Source organism: Caulobacter sp. GW821-FHT09A05, assembly GCF_059418465.1.
This window is the reverse complement of sequence record NZ_JBWKPX010000010.1, coordinates 1-17,265: the sequence shown is the minus strand read 5'-3', so window position 1 is coordinate 17,265 and position 17,265 is coordinate 1. Positions and strand designations below refer to the sequence as shown.

Annotated in this window: 12 protein-coding genes; 3 read left to right on the top strand and 9 right to left on the bottom strand. The window is 69.5% G+C overall.

Features of this window, described 5'->3' with window-relative positions; all coding sequences use genetic code 11:
* Positions 1-13 precede the first annotated feature (13 nt).
* The 3 genes from AC07NX_RS11395 to AC07NX_RS11385 form a co-directional block, all read right to left on the bottom strand.
* Positions 14-2,101: a TonB-dependent siderophore receptor gene (locus tag AC07NX_RS11395; RefSeq protein ID WP_494641878.1), complete on the bottom strand. Its 2,088-nt coding sequence runs from the start codon at positions 2,099-2,101 to the stop codon at positions 14-16.
* A 248-nt stretch (positions 2,102-2,349) separates the two neighbouring features.
* Complete coding sequence (locus tag AC07NX_RS11390) at positions 2,350-4,440, bottom strand: ATP-binding protein (RefSeq protein WP_494641877.1); 2,091 nt, start codon at positions 4,438-4,440, stop codon at positions 2,350-2,352.
* A 73-nt stretch (positions 4,441-4,513) separates the two neighbouring features.
* Positions 4,514-5,044 (bottom strand): gamma carbonic anhydrase family protein, encoded by a 531-nt coding sequence (locus tag AC07NX_RS11385; RefSeq protein WP_494641876.1) that lies wholly within the window; start codon positions 5,042-5,044, stop codon positions 4,514-4,516.
* 315 nt (positions 5,045-5,359) lie between these two features.
* Between AC07NX_RS11385 and AC07NX_RS11380 the strand changes: the two genes are divergently transcribed.
* Together AC07NX_RS11380 and AC07NX_RS11375 are read left to right on the top strand one after the other, a co-directional pair.
* Entirely contained in the window at positions 5,360-6,145 is a 786-nt protein-coding gene (locus AC07NX_RS11380; protein WP_089924606.1) for a PhoH family protein, read from the top strand.
* A gap of 127 nt (positions 6,146-6,272) precedes the next feature.
* Positions 6,273-8,261, top strand: coding sequence for an OPT family oligopeptide transporter (locus tag AC07NX_RS11375; protein ID WP_494641874.1), 1,989 nt, complete (start codon positions 6,273-6,275; stop codon positions 8,259-8,261).
* Positions 8,262-8,471: 210 nt separating this feature from the next.
* On the opposite strand, the gene AC07NX_RS11370 is transcribed toward AC07NX_RS11375, so the two are convergent.
* Together AC07NX_RS11370 and AC07NX_RS11365 are read right to left on the bottom strand one after the other, a co-directional pair.
* Positions 8,472-9,158 (bottom strand): GNAT family N-acetyltransferase, encoded by a 687-nt coding sequence (locus tag AC07NX_RS11370; protein ID WP_494641873.1) that lies wholly within the window; start codon positions 9,156-9,158, stop codon positions 8,472-8,474.
* Complete coding sequence (locus tag AC07NX_RS11365) at positions 9,155-9,781, bottom strand: TetR/AcrR family transcriptional regulator (RefSeq protein WP_494641872.1); 627 nt, start codon at positions 9,779-9,781, stop codon at positions 9,155-9,157. The genes AC07NX_RS11370 and AC07NX_RS11365 overlap by 4 nt, the downstream gene beginning before the upstream one ends.
* A 69-nt stretch (positions 9,782-9,850) precedes the next feature.
* On the opposite strand from AC07NX_RS11365, the gene AC07NX_RS11360 reads away from it, so the two are divergent.
* Complete coding sequence (locus tag AC07NX_RS11360) at positions 9,851-11,116, top strand: MFS transporter (protein ID WP_494641871.1); 1,266 nt, start codon at positions 9,851-9,853, stop codon at positions 11,114-11,116.
* A 129-nt stretch (positions 11,117-11,245) separates the two neighbouring features.
* Here AC07NX_RS11360 and AC07NX_RS11355 read toward each other — a convergent pair whose 3' ends face one another.
* The 4 genes from AC07NX_RS11355 to ybiA form a co-directional block, all read right to left on the bottom strand.
* Positions 11,246-11,455: a DUF3126 family protein gene (locus AC07NX_RS11355; protein ID WP_028041048.1), complete on the bottom strand. Its 210-nt coding sequence runs from the start codon at positions 11,453-11,455 to the stop codon at positions 11,246-11,248.
* A 51-nt stretch (positions 11,456-11,506) separates the two neighbouring features.
* Positions 11,507-12,466 (bottom strand): LysR substrate-binding domain-containing protein, encoded by a 960-nt coding sequence (locus AC07NX_RS11350; protein WP_494641869.1) that lies wholly within the window; start codon positions 12,464-12,466, stop codon positions 11,507-11,509.
* Positions 12,467-12,704: 238 nt separating this feature from the next.
* Entirely contained in the window at positions 12,705-15,656 is a 2,952-nt protein-coding gene (locus AC07NX_RS11345) for a M16 family metallopeptidase (protein ID WP_494641868.1), read from the bottom strand.
* 206 nt (positions 15,657-15,862) lie between these two features.
* A complete protein-coding gene (ybiA, locus tag AC07NX_RS11340; RefSeq protein WP_494641867.1) occupies positions 15,863-16,381 on the bottom strand; it encodes a riboflavin biosynthesis intermediates N-glycosidase in 519 nt (172 codons plus the stop codon).
* Positions 16,382-17,265: the final 884 nt, after the last annotated feature.

The window sequence follows — 17,265 nt, the reverse complement described above, 5'->3', positions numbered from 1 at the left end:
GCCGCATTGACCGTCAGAAGGCGTGGCGAAGGGTCAGGCGCACCCGGCGAGGCTCGCCATAGACGAAGCCGGCGAACCAGGCGTTGTTGCTGTAATAGGTCTTGTCGAACAGGTTATCGACATTGAGCTGGATCGAGGTTCGATCTGTCACCGCGAACTGCCCCATCAGGTTCACCAGCATGTAGGCCGGCTGGCCGACGGCCTCGGTCTTTCCCGTGCCCGGGTTCACCGCCGTCTGCGGCGGCCGGCTCTCCCAGCGCAGCGACCCGCCCAGGCTGACGCGGTCCAGGGCGCCAGGCAGCGCGTATTTGGTGGACAGGCGGAAGACGCGCCGCGGGTGATGGGCCTGGACGTTCACGCCGTCGCCGTCCTTGGCCGAAAACTGGCTCCAGCCCATGCTGACGTCCCAGCCGTCCAGCACCTGACCCTGGACCTCGACCTCGTAGCCCTTGGACACAGTGCCTTGGGCGGCCCGATAGGCGGGGTCGATCGTTCCTGGAACGAAGAAGCCGTCGTCGACGACGGGGAAGTTGTTCTGTTCGACGCGGAAGATCGCGGTGGACGCCCTGAGCCGCCCCCCCATCAGATCCGCCTTCAGGCCCGCCTCGTAGTTGTCGCCCTCGAGCGGGTCGAGGTACTTGCCGTTGCGATCCTTGTAGTTCTGCGGATCGAAGATGCTCGTGTAGCTGGCGTAGGCCGACACGTTTTCCGTGAAATCATAGATCACGCCGACATAGGGCGTGAGGACGTCGGTCTGCTTGAGGGTGAAGGCCGCGGGCGTGTAGGTCGCGACCTCCTGGTCCCGCCGCCAGTAGCTCAGGCGCGCGCCGGCGATCAGCTTGAGCCGGTCCAGGACCTGCAGGCGTGTCGCGCCGTAGACGGCGGCTTGCTTGGTGGTTCCCAGATCGGACAGGTCGTAGCGCGGCCCCCAGGCGGGTTCCGGATAGCTGCCGTCCCAGAGGCGAAAGTCTCCCGCGTCAGGCACGGCCGAAACGGGATCCTGGTTGGTCCAGCCGGTGGACAGCCGATTGTACATGGCGCCCAGGACCAGCTCGTGCTCGCGGCCGAAAAGGCTGTAGGCGCCCTTGACCGTGAGGTTGAGGTTCCACTGCTCGGGCTTGGTCTTGTACCAGTAGGGCCAGGCGCTCATCCCCACGCCGGTCTGGGCGTCCAGGTCGCCCCACATCCACAGCAGCTTGGAATCTTCCGTCTGGCGGTGATAGGCGGCGTCGCCGCGGACCGACCAGCGCCCGCCCAGGGCATGCTCGAGGGTGACGAACGCGGTCTGCTCGGTGGTGTTCCACTGGTTCCACTTGGCGGCGCTGGTCTGCGAGCGGGGCCAGCGAGTCCGCGTGCCGTCGCTGTACCAGTAGGGAAGCTGCCCCCACAGGACGCCGCTGCGTTCGTCGCGCTGGTGGCTGGCCCCGACGCTGAGCCGCGTCCTGTCGCCCAGGTCGGCGTCGATCACACCGTACAGGGTGAAGCCCTTGTTGGCTTCCAGGTCAACGAAGGCCTCCTCGTCATAGGTCTCGGCGACGAAGCGGCCGCGCACCGCGCCGTCCCGGGTGAGCGGGGCCGACACGTCCGCCGTCCCCGAGAAGCGGTTCCAGGATCCGGCTTCCAGGGTCAGTTCGCCGGAGAAGGTCCGGGCGGTGGCATGCTTGCGCACCAGGTTGATCGAGGCCGAGGGCTCCCCGGCGCCCTGCATGAGGCCGGTCGCGCCGCGCACGACCTCGACCCGCTCGTAGATCGCCGTGCTCGTTTCCTCCAACCCGATGTTGCCGGTCTCGAACGGCACGCCGTCGAGCTGGAAATTGGTGATCTCGAAGCCCCGGGCGGACAGGCCGTTGCGGCCCCGGTCCACGGCCTTCACCGAGACGCCGGTCGTATAGGCCAGCACGTCGGTCACCCTTGACGCGGCCTGGTCCTGGATCTGCTCCCGGGTGATGATGCTCAGCGACTGCGGCGTCTCGCGCGGCGTGAGGTTCAGGCCCGTGGCCGTCGTGTTCTTGGCGACGCCCCGCCCGTACACCACCAGCTCGTCCACCGCGATCTTGTCCTCGGCCGCCGTTTCCTGCGCCGAAGCCAGGGCGGGCAGCATGAGCAGCGCCGGAGCCAGGGCGAAAAGAGACGCTGCTCGCGACCCCTTGAGCCGCTGCGCGACCCTTGAAGATCCTGTTCCTGGCATTGAAGGCTCCACTCAAATCGGGGAGCTTCACCTATTGCATATGATATTCACTTGCAAGTTGTCGTTACGGTGGAGCGCCGCTTGCCGACCTGGCCGACGCTTTCGCGTCGCGTGGCCGGAGCAACCGACGCGATGGGCCGCCGTGGCGCGGTTCGCCGACTCTAGCCCGGAAGGTTGGCCGCCGCCTTCTGGTCCGGCGCGGCCGGCGCCAGGGCCCGTCCCACCGCCGCCACCAGCTCCTCCCGCCGGATCGGCTTGGCCACGTGGTCGTCCATGCCCGCCGCCCGGCAGCGGGCGACCTGGTCGGGCAGGACGTCGGCGCTGAGCGCGATGATCGGCACGGCGCCGTGCGGCGCGGGCAGGGCGCGGATGGCGCGGGCGGCGGCCAGGCCGTCCAGGCCGGGCATGTGCACGTCCATCAGGATCAGGTCGAAACCGCCCAGCCGCGCGGCGTCCACGGCCTGGGCGCCGTCGTCCGCGGTGGAGACCTCGCAGCCGGCCAGGGTCAGCAGGGCGTGGCCCAGCTCGCGGTTCATCGGATGGTCGTCGACCAGCAGCACGCGCGGCGGCCGTTCGGCCTCGAGCGCGGCCGGCGCCGGGGCGGGGGCGGGCTCCGCCGCGGCGACCCGGGCGGACAGCGCGATCCAGAAGCGCGAGCCCTCGCCCGGCGCGCTGGCGACGCCGATCTCGCCGCCCATCCGGTTGATCAGGGCCTTGCTGATCGCCAGTCCCAGGCCGGCGCCGCCATAGCTGCGGCTGATCGAGCTATCGGCCTGGCTGAAGCGTTGGAACAGGCGGGCCTGGACCTCGGAGGCGATGCCGATGCCGGTGTCGACGACCTCGAACCGTAGGTCGCCGGCGGCCGGACCGATCGTCAGCCGCGCGGCGACCTCGCCCTCGGCCGTGAACTTCAGGGCATTGGCCAGCAGGTTCAGCAGGATCTGGCGCAGGCGGGTCTCGTCCAGGGCCAGCAGGACGGCCTCGTCGCCTTCGCCGGTGGTCTCCACGGTCACCGACAGCGGCAGGCCCTTGGCCTGGGCGGCGGGGGCGACGATGGCGACGGTGTCGCGCAGCAGGGCGGCCGGCGAGACGGGGGCCAGGGCCAGGTCGAGGCGGCCGGCCTCGACCTTGGCGAAGTCCAGCAGGTCGTTGACGATCTCGGCCAGGGAGCGGCCGGCGCGGCCGACCAGGTCGAGGCGGCGGCGGTTCTCGGGCGACAGCTCCGGGTCGTCGCCGACGATCGCGGCGAAGCCGAGGATGCTGTTGAGCGGGGTGCGGATCTCGTGGCTGATGGTGGCCAGGAAGTCGGACTTGGCCTGGCTGGCGGCCTGGGCCTTGGCCTGGGCGGCGCGGGCGACGGCCTGGCGGCGGACCAGCAGGGCCTGCAGCCGCTTCTGCTGGCTCAGCGCCAGGGCGGCGGCCAGGCAGACGGCGTAGAGCACCAGGTGGAAGATCTGGGCGTCGCGGAGCGGCGGCCGGGCGACGGCGGGGTCCAGCCCGGTCCTGTGCAGCACCGTCGGTATGGTCGCCGCCAGCGAGCTGGTCACCAGGACCGCCGCGGCGCGCGGCCCGCCGCGGAACACCGCCAGCAGGGCGGGGGCGAACAGCAGCACCTGCAGGCTGGCCTCGGCGGCGAACACGGCCACGGCGGTGGCCAGCACCAGGGCCAGGACCAGCAGGAACTCCGGCGGGCTGACGCGAAAGGCCTCGCGATGGCGGCGGTCGAACAGGATCAGCAGGGTCGGCAGGGCGATGGCCACGCCCAGCACGTTGGAGAGGGTCCATTCGGTCCAGCCCCGCCAGAAGCCGCCGCCGAAGCTGATCGACAACAGGCCGTTGACCAGGATCGAGCCCGCCGCCGTCAAGGCCGTCGAGGCGGCCATCAGGACGAGAAAGCCGCGCATGGAGCGCACCCGGATCGGCGCGCGCGCCAGGCGCAGCAGGGCCGCCGTCGCGGTGGCCAGCAGGGCGTCCAGCCCAGTGACGGCCAGGGCGAACCACGGGGGATCACCGATCGACAGCTCGATGGCCACGTGCAGCGCGGCGGTCAGGACCAGCAGGACCGCGCCCTGCCGGCGGTTGAGCAGCAGAAGGCCGGCGATCAGCACGGCGTTGGCGGTCCAGAGGGCGGGAATTTGTTGCGAGGCCCCGGCCAGGAGCAGGCTGTAGGCCATGCCCGCCACATAGGCGGCCGTCAGGATCGCCAGGCGCCGGTGCGCCTGGATCCAATCTCGCCTCGGGCTCGTGACCATAGAATTCCCCCACCCTCGACCCGACGATCGTCGTAAACCGTCGGTATTTCGTTAAGCGAAGCGCCGCGACCGCTCAATCCAGGCGAGAAAGTTCGGCCCGATAGCGCTTCCAGTTCTCGACATAGTGCAGGGCCGAGGCCTGGAGGATCAGGGCGTGGCCTTCGCCGATCTCGCGGACCACCTTGCCGGGCGCGCCCATGACCATCGAGTTGTCGGGAATCACCTTGCCCTCGGTAATCAGGGCGCCGGCCCCGATCAGGCAGTTCCTCCCGATCTTCGCCCCGTTGAGCACGATTGCCCCGATGCCGACCAGCGAGCCGTCGCCGATCGTGCAGCCGTGAAGCATCACCATGTGGCCGATCGTCACATTGGCCCCGATGGTCAGCGGGCTGCCGACATCGGTGTGAAGTACTGAGCCGTCCTGGACATTGCTGTTCTCGCCGATCTCGATCGGGTCATTGTCGCCGCGAACTATTGCGCCCCACCATACGCTGGAATTCCTCCGAAGGATGACGTTTCCCATCACCGAGGCACTGGGCGCGATCCAATATTCGTCGCCTGCGGGCAGCGAAGGACTTGCGGCGCCCAAGGAATAGACAGTCATCCGTACACCTCGTGTTCTAAAAGCAGGCAGGGCCTTAACGGGTCATAAACCATGCCTGCCCCATTGTATTTGTGCGATTCGAGGGGGAACACTCCCATATCGGGAGTCATTCTTCTCGTATCCGAGCCGCGCTCGATCGCCGAACGCGGCCTCCCGGTGACGGAGACCTTGGGTGTCGGTTTTGGGGTTTGGGCGTACATCACCGCCTTCGGGGGCAAGCTCCGAACCGCCCGGCCGCGCTCGCGTCTCCGTTCTTCACTTCTCCACCTGCTCCAAGGACGTCGCCATTCGGCCACGTCCTTTTTTCATGCCTGAATGGAGGCTTACATGACCAAGCGAGCTCTCAAGCGGATGGTGCGCGAAGGCGCGAACGACGCCGGCCGGTACGACGACGACGCCAAGGTGCGCCGCCTGCCGGTGGAGCATCGCCAAGCTTGGTCGCCGCTGGGCAATCCGGGGCATGAGGATCGGGACCAGAGTTACCTCAAAACGATCAAACCCAAATCGCCAGGCCAGGCCAGCCTGATGGAGGCGATTGACGAGAAGAACCTGATCATGGCGCTGGGGCCGGCCGGCACCGGCAAGACCTACATCGCCATCGCCAAGGCGGTGGAGGCCCTGGAGGCCGGCAAGGTCGGCCGCATCGTGCTGTCGCGCCCCGCCGTCGAGGCCGGCGAGTCGATCGGCTACCTGCCCGGCGACATGGAGGACAAGCTGGCCCCCTACCTGCGCCCGCTCTACGACGCGCTCAGCGACCGCCTGTCGGTCAAGCGCATGCGGGCCCTGATGGCCGAGGGCGCCATCGAGATCGCCCCGGTCGGCTTCATGCGCGGCCGCACCCTGAACAACGCCTTCGTGGTGATCGACGAGGCCCAGAACTGCACCTACATGCAGCTGAAGATGCTGCTGACCCGCCTGGGCTGGAACTCGACCATGGTGGTGACGGGCGACCCGAACCAGTCGGACCTGCTGCCGGGCATCTCCGGCCTGGCCGAGGTGTCGGCCAAGTTCGAGCCGGTCGAGAACATCGCGGTGGTCCGCCTGGCCGACCGCGACATCGTCCGCCACCCGCTGGTCGCGGAGATGCTGGGCGTGCTCTAGCCGTTCCCGCGAGGGGCGATTTCAAGGGTCGCCGCGACCCGGAAATCGCCGAAATTCGGATCAAGACTTGAGTTTGGGGCGGTCGGACGTGCAAGGTCCGACCGCCTTAACTGTTTTGGGACCCTGCATGTCGTCCGACGCCGCCGCGACTCCCCGTTCGGAGTTCACGATCCGAGGGGTGCTCCTCGGCATCCTCATCACCCTCGTCTTCACCGCCGCCCAGGTCTATCTGGGCCTGAAGGTCGGCCTGACCTTCGCCACCTCGATCCCGGCGGCCGTCATCTCGATGGCCCTGCTGCGCGCGTTCAAGACCGCGACAATCCAGGAAAACAACATCGTCCAGACCATCGCCTCGGCGGCGGGGACGCTGTCGTCGGTGATCTTCGTGCTGCCGGGCCTGCTGATGATCGGCTGGTGGAGCCACGTGCCGTTCCTGACCACCTTCGGCGCCTGCCTGGTCGGCGGGATCCTGGGCGTGATGTACACCATCCCCCTGCGCCGGGCCCTGGTGACCAATTCCGACCTGCCCTATCCCGAGGGCGTCGCCGCCGCCGAGGTGCTGAAGGTCGGCACCGGTTCGCGGGCCGGCGCCGCCGAGGGCCAGGCCGGCCTGATCGCGGTGGTGCTGGGCACCATCGCCTCGGCCCTGTTCGCGGCCCTGGCCGCCGCCAAGATCTTCGCCGCCGAAGTGGCGGGCTATTTCAAGGCCGGGGCCGGCGCGACCGGACTGGGCGCGTCCAGCTCGCTGGCCCTGATGGGCGCGGGCCACCTGATGGGCATCACGGTCGGCGTGGCCATGTTCGCCGGCTTGGCCATCGCCTGGGGCGTACTGGTGCCGGTGATGACCAACCTGCACCCGATGCCGGACGTCGACGTCGCCAAGCACGCCCTGACCGTCTGGAAGACCGAGGTGCGGTTCATGGGCGCGGGCGTCATCGGCGCCGCCGCCATCTGGACCCTGGGCAAGCTGGCCCTGCCGATCTGGTCGGGCCTGGTCTCGGCGTTCGAGGCCAGCAAGGCCCGCAAGGTCGGCGGCGCGGTGATCCCGCGCACCGAGCAGGATATCCCGATCGGCATCGTCGGCCTGGTCTCGCTGCTGCTGCTGGCCCCGGCCGGCTGGTTCCTGGCCCACTTCCTGACCGGCGGCCCGATCACCAGCCTGGCCGCGCCGCTGGTGGCCATCGGCATCGGCTATGTCGTGGTCGCCGGCCTGCTGGCCGCCGCGGTCTGTGGCTACATGGCCGGCCTGATCGGCTCGTCCAACAGCCCGGTCTCGGGTATCGCCATCCTGACCGTGCTGGGCGCCTCGCTGATGGTCGGCGTCGTCGGCCGCGGGGTGATTGGCCCCGACATCGCCAAGGCCCTGGTCGCCTACGCCCTCTATGTCACCACCATGGTCCTGGCCGTGGCCGTCGTGGCCAACGACAACCTGCAGGACCTGAAGACCGGCCAGCTGGTCGACGCCACGCCGTGGAAGCAGCAGGTGGCCCTGGTCATCGGCGTCGTCGCCGGCGCCATCGTCATTCCCTTCGTGCTGGAGGTGATGAACGGCTCGTATGGCTTCGCCGGCGCGCCCAACCTGCACGCCGTCGCCGGTACGGAACCCCTGAACGCCCCGCAGGCCACCCTGATCTCGACCCTGGCCAAGGGCGTGATCGGCGGCGACCTGAACTGGACCCTGCTGGGCTATGGCGCCCTGATCGGCCTGGGGCTGGTGCTGATCGACATCATCCTGCGCCGGACCAGCAACGGCCGCCTGAGCCTGCCGCCCCTGGGCGTGGGCCTGGCCATCTACCTGCCCAGCGCCGTGACCGCGCCGGTCGTGGTCGGGGCCGTGATCGGCTGGCTCTACGACAAGATGGTCGACAAGGACCGGATGGGCGAGGCGGCCAAGCGCCTGGGCGTGCTGATCGCCTCGGGCTTCATCGTCGGCGAGAGCCTGTTCAACGTCGCCTTGGCGGCGATCATCTATTTCAGCAAGAACCCCGAACCGCTGGCCGTGCCCTTCGCGCCGTCCGAGCACGTGGGCATGATCCTCGCCCTGATCGCCGCGGCGGTCGTGGTGGCCGTGCTGTACGGCTGGGCCCGGCGGTCGGCGAACAAGATCCAGGCCTAGGGTTCAGGCCGGAGCGTTTCGAAGGGACCCGGAGGGCGGAAGCTCTCCGGGTCTTTTTGGTTCGAACCAGCAACAATCTGAACCGCTCATCCCGGCGAATGCCGGGACCCAGATCCCAAAGCGGTGTGGTGGATGGAAAAGGCGCAGCGCTCATGGCGTCAGCCGCACCGCCATTCCATCTGGGTCCCGGCATTCGCCGGGATGAGCGGCTTATTGGGGCGCCAGCACCGTCAGCACCTGCTCGCAGCGGAACCGGAACCCCAGCGCCTCGTACAGCGCGATGGCCCCGGTGTTGTCGGCGTAGCTGTGCAGGAACGGCGTCTCGCCGCGTTCGGCGATCCTGCCGGCCACGTGCAGCATCAGCCGCGCCGCATAGCCCTTGCCGCGGTGGTCGGGATGGGCGCAGACGCCGCTGACCTCGGTGAAGCCTTCGGGCCGCAGGCGCTCGCCGGCCATGGCCACCAGGCGGCCGTCGACCTTGACCCCGACGAAATCGCCCAGCTCGTGGGTGCGCGAGAAGAACGGTCCGGGCGCGGTCAGGGCGGCCAGGGCCACCATTTGCGGCGAGTCGGCGTCGCCCAGGGGCTGGATCTCGAAATCCACGGGCTTGGGCCGGGCCAGGGTCTGGGCGACCATCTGGTGGAGGACCGCGCGTTTGGTCACCTGGGTACCCGGGACCGGCGGTAGGTCGAACCGCTCCACCACCCCGACCTCGCCGGGATGGGCGTGGACCAGCCGCACCAGGGCGGTCAGGGTCTCGGGCGCGTGGTCGGCCGTCGCGGCGAACAGGCCGAAATCGGGGTGGACGCGGAGCGCTCCGCCGTCGCGCAGGGCCAGATGGGCTTGGCGGGTCGTGAAGGCGGACCAGACGGGGCGGTCGAGCGGGTGGTCGTTCATCCAGGATTCCCCGGGCAATAGGCCCCGATCAGCGCCTTGACCGCGCCAACCACGGCCAGGGCCGGCTTGTCGTCGTCGTCGAACATCTGGCTGGAGGTGAACACCCCCTCGACCAGCAGCATCATGGCGTCGCCCAGCGTGTTCGGGTCGGACGCGCCCATCTCCGCCGCCTTGGCCCGCAACCGCGCGCGAAGGTCCTGCTTGTGGACCTGGGCCACGGCCCGGCCGGCGTGGTCGCGGTCCGGATACTCGACCACGGCGTTGCTGAGCGCGCAGCCGCGATAGTCGGCCCCGCCCGAGCGTGCGGCCAGGCCTTCGAAATAGGCGATCATCTGGGCCTTGGGGTCGTCCGGGAACGCCGTCTCGGCCGACTCGAACCGCTCCCAGAACCCGGCCTCGACCTCGCGCAGCACGGCGGCGACCAGCTCGTCCTTGGACTTGAAGCTGCGATAGAGGCTGGGCTTGGTCACCCCGGCCCGGGTGACGATCTCGTCGACCCCCACCGCCCGGATGCCCTCGCGATAGAACAGGTCCCGCGCGGTCTCGAAGATCCGCTCGGCCGCCCGGGCCCCGGGGCCGTAGGGCAGGTGGTGCTCGGGAATTTTTTCGTCGTTTTCGGCCATGGCGCTTGACGATGTTACTTACCGGTACGTATGCAAGGCGACAAGCCCCGTACCGATCGGTTACATCGCATGCAGATTCTTCGCCGCACCCTCGGAAACCGCTACGCCTTCGTCGTGGCCGCCGCGACGTTCCTTGCTCTCTTATCGGCCGCTGGCCTCAGGGCTGCGCCGGGCGTGCTGATCCTGCCGCTGGAAAAGGCCTTCCACTGGGATCGCGGCTCGATCTCCCTGGCGGCCGGGGTCGGCATCTTCCTCTACGGCCTGACCGGGCCGTTCGCGGCGGCGCTGATGCAGTCGTTCGGCGTGCGGCGCACGATCAGCCTGGCTCTGCTGCTGATGGCGGCCTCCACGGGCCTGTCGGCCTTCATGACCCAGAGCTGGCAGTACGTGGCCACCTGGGGCGTGATGGCCGGGGTCGGCAGCGGGGCTGTGGCCATGGTGCTGGGCGCGACCATCGTCAATCGCTGGTTCGTCCAGCGGCGCGGCCTGATGCTGGGCCTGCTGACCGCGGCCACGGCCACCGGCTCGCTGGTCTTCCTGCCGGCCATGGCCTGGATCGCCGACCACGGCGGCTGGCGGCCGGTGGTGCTGACCGTGGCCGCCGTCGCCGCGATCATGGCCCCGATCTGCTGGCTGTTGATCCCCGAAAGCCCCGACGCCATCGGCCAGCGCCCGTTCGGGGCGCCGGACGACTGGACCCCGCCGCCCAAGGGCTCGGCCGCCAACGCCCTGTCCGGCGCTTTCGGAGCCTTGGCGCGGGCCAGCCGCACCCGCACCTTCTGGCTGCTGTTCGGCGGCTTCTTCATCTGCGGCCTGACCACCAACGGCCTGATCGGCGTGCACATGATCGCCTTCTGCGGCGACCGGGGGATGCCCGAGGTCAAGGCCGCCGGCCTGCTGGCGCTGATGGGCCTGTTCGACCTGTTCGGCACCACCGCCTCGGGCTGGCTGACCGACCGCTACGACCCGCGCAAGCTGCTGTTCATGTACTACGCCCTGCGCGGGCTCTCGCTGATCTGCCTGCCGTTCCTGGACTTCTCGCTGCTGAGCCTGTCGGTGTTCGCGGTGTTCTACGGGCTGGACTGGATCGCGACGGTGCCGCCGACCGTGCGCCTGGCGACCGAGGCGTTCGGCGACCGCGACGGGCCGATCGTGTTCGGCTGGATCGGGGCGGGCCACCAGCTGGGCGCGGCGACGGCGGCGATCGGCGCGGGCGTGATCCGCGCCCAGTCGGGGCAGTATCTGGAGGCCTTCGTGATCGCCGGCGTCGCGGGCCTGCTGGCGGCGGGGGCGTCGCTGATGGTGCGTCGGTCGGTGGTTGTTAGCGCGGCGTGACTTGCCCCCTACGGACCGCTTCGCGGTCGTCTTCCCCCAGAGGGGGAAGAGCGCTTGGCGGAGGCTCCGCCCCCTATGGGGGCGGACAGGCGGCGAAGCCGCCAGGTGGGGGCAAGTCGGAGGCCGGGATTAGCCTTCCAGATCCTCGGCCAGGATCGCCATCTCGAACATGAACGAGCCGTCCTCGTCCTCGTCCTGGAAGACGACGCCGATGAATTCGCCCTTCACCTCGACCTCGGCGGAGTCCTTCTGCTTGGGGCGGGCCTTGAGGGCGATGTGCGGGTTGCCGAAGGTGCGCTTCAGATGGCCTTCGAGCTTGGCGATGGTGGCGGCGTCCATGACGGCTCCTGATATCGATGGGGCGCGCGGGGCGCGGGGGATCGGCGGAAACTAGAGGGCCGGACGCGAAAGTGTAAGGGGTTTTGCGGCGGCGGGCTCGACCAGCTGTTGAGAACCGGGCGGCGAGGCCGTCGCCGCGCCCTGGGCGACCAGCCAGTCGCGGAACCGCCGGGCCGCGCGGGTGGCCCGGCCCCGGGGCGTCAGGGCGCAGACCTCGGCCTGGCCCGGGACCAGGCCCAGCGGCGCGACCAGGCGACCGGAGGCCAGGTCGTTCTCCACGAAGGCGAAGGGGCTGAGGGCCACGCCCAGGCCGGCGGCGGCGGCCTCCAGCATGTAGAAGTAGTGGTCGAACTCGCGGTTCACCGCCGCCGGCGGCAGGGCGACGCCGGCCGCCGCCTCCCACTCGGCCCAGCTCTCCGGGAAGGTGCGGGTGTGCAGCCGGGGCAGGCCGGCCAGGCTTTCCAGGTCCCGGACCTGGGCGGCCAGGCCGGGCGAGGCGACCGGGCCGACGGCGTGCTTGAGGAACGGGGTGACGTCGGCGTCCGGCGAAGGCGGGGCGTCGGGCAGGCGCATGCGGATGGCCAGGTCGACCCCGTCGGCGCGGAAGTCGAACGATCCGTTGGACTCCACGATCCGCGCCTGGATCTCGGGATGGGCGACGACGAAGTCGGGCAGGCGCGGGATCAGCCATTTCATGGCGAAGGTCGGCAGGCACGAGACGACCAGGGCCGTGTCGCGGCCGTCGGGCGCCGGCGGCAGGGCGTCGTCGATCAGGTCGAAGGCCCGGGTCAGGCCCTGGGCCAGCTTCAGTCCCGCCTCGGTCAGGACCAGCCGGGTGCGCGGACCCTCGGTCAGGGCGACGCCCAGATGGTCCTCCAGCTGGCGGATCTGGCGGCTGATCGCCCCGTGGGTGACGCACAGCTCGTCGGCCGCCAGGGTCATCCGGCCGCGCCGGCCGAACGCCTCGAAGGCGCGCAGGGCGTTGAGCGGCGGGAGCGGGCGGGCGACCATGTGACGAAACCTCACAGATGCCCGCTGATAAGTCGTTATTCGCGGAAGGGCAACCGGAGGATACGGAGGGCATGCGTCCCCGCTCTTCCATCACCCCCGCGCAATGGTTGGCCGTGCTGGCGGTCTGGGGCCTAGTGGCGTACGGGGCCTTGGCCGCGCCGCAGGCGGAGACGCGGCGGGACCAGGTTCACCTGATCGCTTGTCGGTAAGCCCTCGGATCAAAGAGGGGCGTTGATCCCTACTTCCCCTCCGGCTTGACCACCATGGTCCAGGACTTGTCGTCGCCCAGGAAGGTCTGGGCCGCCTTCTGGACGTCGGCGATCGTCACCCGCTGCAGGCCGGCCAGCACCGAGCGGGTGGCGGTCAGCAGCCGCGGGTCGGCCTGGGCGCCCGACAGCGCCCCCAGCCAGTATTCGTTGGTCTCGCGGGCCTTCTCGATCTGGTCGATGCGCGGCTTCTTGGCCCGATCCAGCTCGTCGGCGGTGACCGGCTTGTCGCGCAGGTCGGCGGCGATCTGGCGGATGGTGGCGATCACCCCGTCGATCTTGTCGGGCGGGGTCTCGACGCTGACCGCCAGATAGCCCCAGCCGGTGAACGCCACGCTGGCCGTCGCCGAGGCCGAGGGCGAATAGGTCGCCCCCTGCTTCTCGCGCAGCTCGTCGGTCAACCGCAGCTGCATCACCTGGGCCAGGACCTGGGTGTTGCGGGCCCGCTGCAGGTCGGAAAACAGGTCGTCGGTCTTCCAGGCCATGAACAGCTGGCCCTGGTCGGCCCGGCCCTTGTGGGTGCGCACGACCGGGACCGGCGACGGGGCGGGGAAGGGCGCCTTCTCGGCCCCTGCCGGGGCGGGGACCTCGGCGCGGGCGGGCAGGGCGCCGAAGGTCTGGGCCACCGCCGCCACCGCCTTGTCGACGGTGATGTCGCCGACGATCACCACCTCGATGGAGTCGGCGGCCAGCGGGCCGGACACCGCGCTCTTCAATTGCTCCAGCGAGGCGCCGGCGATCTGCTGGCGGCTGGGGAAGGTCCAGCGGCCGTCGCCGCCGTGCAGCAGCCCGCCCAGGTCGCGGCTCATCACCCCGCCCGGGGTGCTCTCCAGCTGGTCGTGGATCGTGCCGTAATAGGTCTTGATGCGGTTGAAGGCCTCGGGCCGCCAGCCGCCCTCGGTGGCGTAGGCGGCCAGCACCTGCAGCTCGGTGTCCAGGTCCTCCGGGCGCGTGCGGCCCGACAGGCTGAAGGCGTCGTCCTCGACCCCCAGGCCGGCGTTCCACACCTTGCCGTTCAGCACCCGCTCCATGTCCTGGGTGCTGATCTGCTTGAGCCCGCCCTCGATATAGGCCGAGCCGGCCCACAGCGGGCTCTGGCCGGCGGGCGGCAGGTCCAGCAGGCCGTGGCCGACCCTGGCCTTCACCAGGATCTGGTCGTCGCGGAACTTGGTCGGCTTGACCGTCAGGCGCACGCCGTTGGCGAACCGCACGAAGACGGTGTCCAGGTCGGTGACGTCCTTCTGTTCCACGACCTGTCCCTTCGGCCCGAAGGTCGCATAGGGCCAGGTGGTGACGCCCGGCGCGGCCGGGGCGGCGACCGGGACCTTGGCCGAGGTGGCGTAGGCGTCGGTCACCGCCTTTTCCCCGCCGTCGATGGGCGTCGGGGTCGGGAGGGTGATCAGCGGGCCGGAGCCGGAGAACTGGGCCTTGAGCAGGGCCGAGACCTTGTCGGCGGTCAGGCCCTTGGTGGCCTCGTCGAACACCGCCAGGTTCTGGGACGGGCTGGTGACGACCTCGCGGTCGTCCAGCGTGCCGACGATGGCGCCGGCCAGGGCCGTGGTGCGCTGGGTGGCCTCGCCCGCCGCGGCGGCCACGAAGCCGGCGCGCATGCCGGCGATCTCGCGATCCAGCTCGTCCTGGCGCACGCCGTACTGGACGATGCGGCGCTGCTCCTGTTCGAGGGCGGTCAGAGCCTCGTTCCAGTGGCCCGGCTGGACGGTGGCGGCCAGGGTGGTGACGTCGGCGGCGTGTTCCTGGTCGTTCTGCAGGGCCATGGCGACGATGAACGGCGGGGCCTCCGAACGGGTCAGCACCTGCAGGCGGCGGTTCAGCACCGCGAAGCCCAGGGCCTTGACCAGCTCTTCCTTGTCCTTGGCGCGGGTTTCCAGCTCCAGGTCCGGCGGCAGGGCCCAGGCCATCTGCACCGAGGTCTGGGTCCCGGGCTCGACCAGCACCTTGGCGGTCAGGCCGCGCTTGGCCACGGGACCCAGGTCGGGCCTGACGCCGGCCGGGCCGACGGCCTTCCAGTCGCCGAACCGGGCCTTGATCTTGGCCTCCATGGCGTCGACGTCGAAGTCGCCCACGGCCACCACCACGGCGTTCTCGGGCCGGTACCAGGCCTGGTAGAAGTCGCGGATGCGCTGGGCCGGGGCGGTCCTCAGGATCTCGGTCTTGCCGATCGGCAGGCGCTGGGGCGGCCGCTGGCCCTGCAGCTGGAAGCCGAAGGTGTTGACGAACACCCGGTAGCCGGGGCTGTCGCGGGTGCGCTCCTCCGACAGCACCACGCCGCGCTCGCGGTCGACGGCGTCGGGCGCGATGGTCAATTCGCCGGCCGCCTCGCGCAGCAGCATCAGCGAGGTGTCGACCGTGTCGTCGTCGGTCTTGGGCAGGTCCAGCTGGTAGATGGTCTCGCTGAAATTCGTCGAGGCGTTGGTGTCGGCCCCGAACGACAGGCCGTGGCGCTCGAGGATCTTGATCATCTCGCCTTCGGGCACGTTCTTGCTGCCGTTGAAGGCCATGTGCTCGAGGAAGTGGGCCAGGCCCTGCTGCTCGTCGGTCTCGTCCAGCGAGCCGGCGCCGATCCACAGGCGCAGGGCGGCCTGGCCGGGCGGGGTGGCGTTCTTCTGGATGGCGTAGCGCAGGCCGTTGGGCAGCACGCCGAACCGCACGCGCGGATCGGGCGCGACGTCCGACACCGCCTGCGGCCACTGACCGGGCTTGACCAGGTCGATCGTCGGCGCGCCCGGGGTCCTGGCGGGCGTAGCGGGCGTAGCGGGCGTAGCGGGCGTAGCGGGCGTCTTGGACGCCGGCGCCGACGCGGTGGCCTTGTCGCTTCCGCCGGGCTTGAGATGGGACAAGGTCGCGCAGGCGGAGAGGCTGAGCCCGGCCGAGAGAACGAGCGCCAGGCGCGAAACGCGGATCATGTGCGACCTTGAAGTGGTGGAGCGTTGGAGGTCGCGCACCTTGGCCAAAGCGCGTGGCGCAAGCAAGGCGTCGGTGGGGCGGAACGGCCACGCTTCGATGTCGGCCGTGCGACAGAGGGACGGCGTGGCGTGGTCCGTCGCGGGGATGTGTGCGAGGTGCTGAACGGGGCGGCCGCCTTCGAGCTCGAGCGGATCTAGACCAGCCGCTAGCCGAGCGCGGACCGCACCTTCGTCAGGATGCGTCCCAGCAGGTTGCCGCCCTTCCATTCGGCCGGCGAATGTACGGAAGGATCGTCGATCGCCAGGCCCACGCCCCAGATCCAGTCTCGCGGATTAGCCTCAACGAGCATGGCGTCTCCCGTTGCCCTGAGCTGGCGGGCGGCGCGCGCGTTCTGGCTGAATTTTGCGAGATTGCCCTGATAGACGACGCTGACCTTCCAGCGACCCCAAGCCTCCTGACGGAAGCCTTGGACGTTTTGACCAAGACGCTTCTGCTCGTCCGGACTGTCCGTCGCCAGGATCGCATTCGCGGCGCCGTCGTCGCCGAATAGTCGCGCTTTCGAAAACATCATCCATTGTTCCGCGGTGACGACGGTCAGTCCGTTGATCTGGAACGGCGTCGGACGCCACTGACTGAACACCCCTTTGATGAAGGGGTGGAAGCTATCGAAGTGCTCGGGCGCCGGTAGGTCGGCCTCGAAGATCAAAGGCTCATCGCGGGTCATCTCGCCATATGACCTCAGGCCAGTCGCCTTTCCACCTGTTCCCGCCGTTCGTCGAGCCGACTGGCGGAACCCGTGGGAACTCCGGTCCCCCGCATCGGCGCCCGGGAAGACCTCCCGGGCGCCTGCCAGGCCGCCTAGACGCGGTTGCCCGTCGAGCTGGGGTTGGTGGCGCTGAAGGGGGCGTCAGGGTCGCCGGGCAGACGATAATCGTCGGCGAAAACAGAGTTGGTCATTTAAATTCTCCAAATATTTCAAAAATATAGCCGCTAAAAATGCAGCGCCGCCGCGTCGTTGGCCGCCTATATCGCGACGTCTGGAACGCAACGGATGGTTTTAATTTGGAGGAAGGATGCGTCAGATGCGGACGCAGAATGTTCTATCTTTGTTCTCATTTTACCGGCGCCTCCCCTCCCTCTCCCGGAGGGGAGAGGGAGGGGCCCGCGCGAAGCGTGGGAAGGTGAGGGGTCACGCCCTGTCCGTCTTTGCTCGAACGCCCTGCCGGCGCGCCGGTTGGCGTCTTACGCCCTCACCCTCCCACCGCTGCGCGGCGGGCCCCGCCCTCTCCCCCTGGGAGAGGGCGAAGAAGAGCGTCGATGCTCGGCGGATGGAGAGCAAAGCCTAGTGATTCCAAGGCTCTAATTTTTCTCGACCCGATCTGGTCCTCCCCCCTTCGAACCACCCTTATCCTGATCCCACCTGAAGGCAGGGGAGGGCGCACGTACGGCGACCGATGCGGCTTTTAGGGGTGGACGAGCGGGAAGCGCTCGCCGGCGGTCCTTGGATGGACGCCGCGGTCGGTTCGAGGCGGGCGCTCCGATGCAAGGGGCCGAAACCTCGGCGCCGCGGTGGCGGGTGAGCGCAACAGGCCCGGGCTGAAATCGCCC

Coding starts and splice junctions, on each gene's coding strand:
- AC07NX_RS11395 (WP_494641878.1), bottom strand. CDS start 2,101: ATGCTGCCCGCCCTGGCTTCGGCGCAGGAAACGGCGGCCGAGGACAAG.
- AC07NX_RS11390 (WP_494641877.1), bottom strand. CDS start 4,440: ATGGTCACGAGCCCGAGGCGAGATTGGATCCAGGCGCACCGGCGCCTG.
- AC07NX_RS11385 (WP_494641876.1), bottom strand. CDS start 5,044: ATGACTGTCTATTCCTTGGGCGCCGCAAGTCCTTCGCTGCCCGCAGGC.
- AC07NX_RS11380 (WP_089924606.1), top strand. CDS start 5,360: ATGGAGGCTTACATGACCAAGCGAGCTCTCAAGCGGATGGTGCGCGAA.
- AC07NX_RS11375 (WP_494641874.1), top strand. CDS start 6,273: ATGTCGTCCGACGCCGCCGCGACTCCCCGTTCGGAGTTCACGATCCGA.
- AC07NX_RS11370 (WP_494641873.1), bottom strand. CDS start 9,158: ATGAACGACCACCCGCTCGACCGCCCCGTCTGGTCCGCCTTCACGACC.
- AC07NX_RS11365 (WP_494641872.1), bottom strand. CDS start 9,781: ATGGCCGAAAACGACGAAAAAATTCCCGAGCACCACCTGCCCTACGGC.
- AC07NX_RS11360 (WP_494641871.1), top strand. CDS start 9,851: ATGCAGATTCTTCGCCGCACCCTCGGAAACCGCTACGCCTTCGTCGTG.
- AC07NX_RS11355 (WP_028041048.1), bottom strand. CDS start 11,455: ATGGACGCCGCCACCATCGCCAAGCTCGAAGGCCATCTGAAGCGCACC.
- AC07NX_RS11350 (WP_494641869.1), bottom strand. CDS start 12,466: ATGGTCGCCCGCCCGCTCCCGCCGCTCAACGCCCTGCGCGCCTTCGAG.
- AC07NX_RS11345 (WP_494641868.1), bottom strand. CDS start 15,656: ATGATCCGCGTTTCGCGCCTGGCGCTCGTTCTCTCGGCCGGGCTCAGC.
- ybiA (WP_494641867.1), bottom strand. CDS start 16,381: ATGACCCGCGATGAGCCTTTGATCTTCGAGGCCGACCTACCGGCGCCC.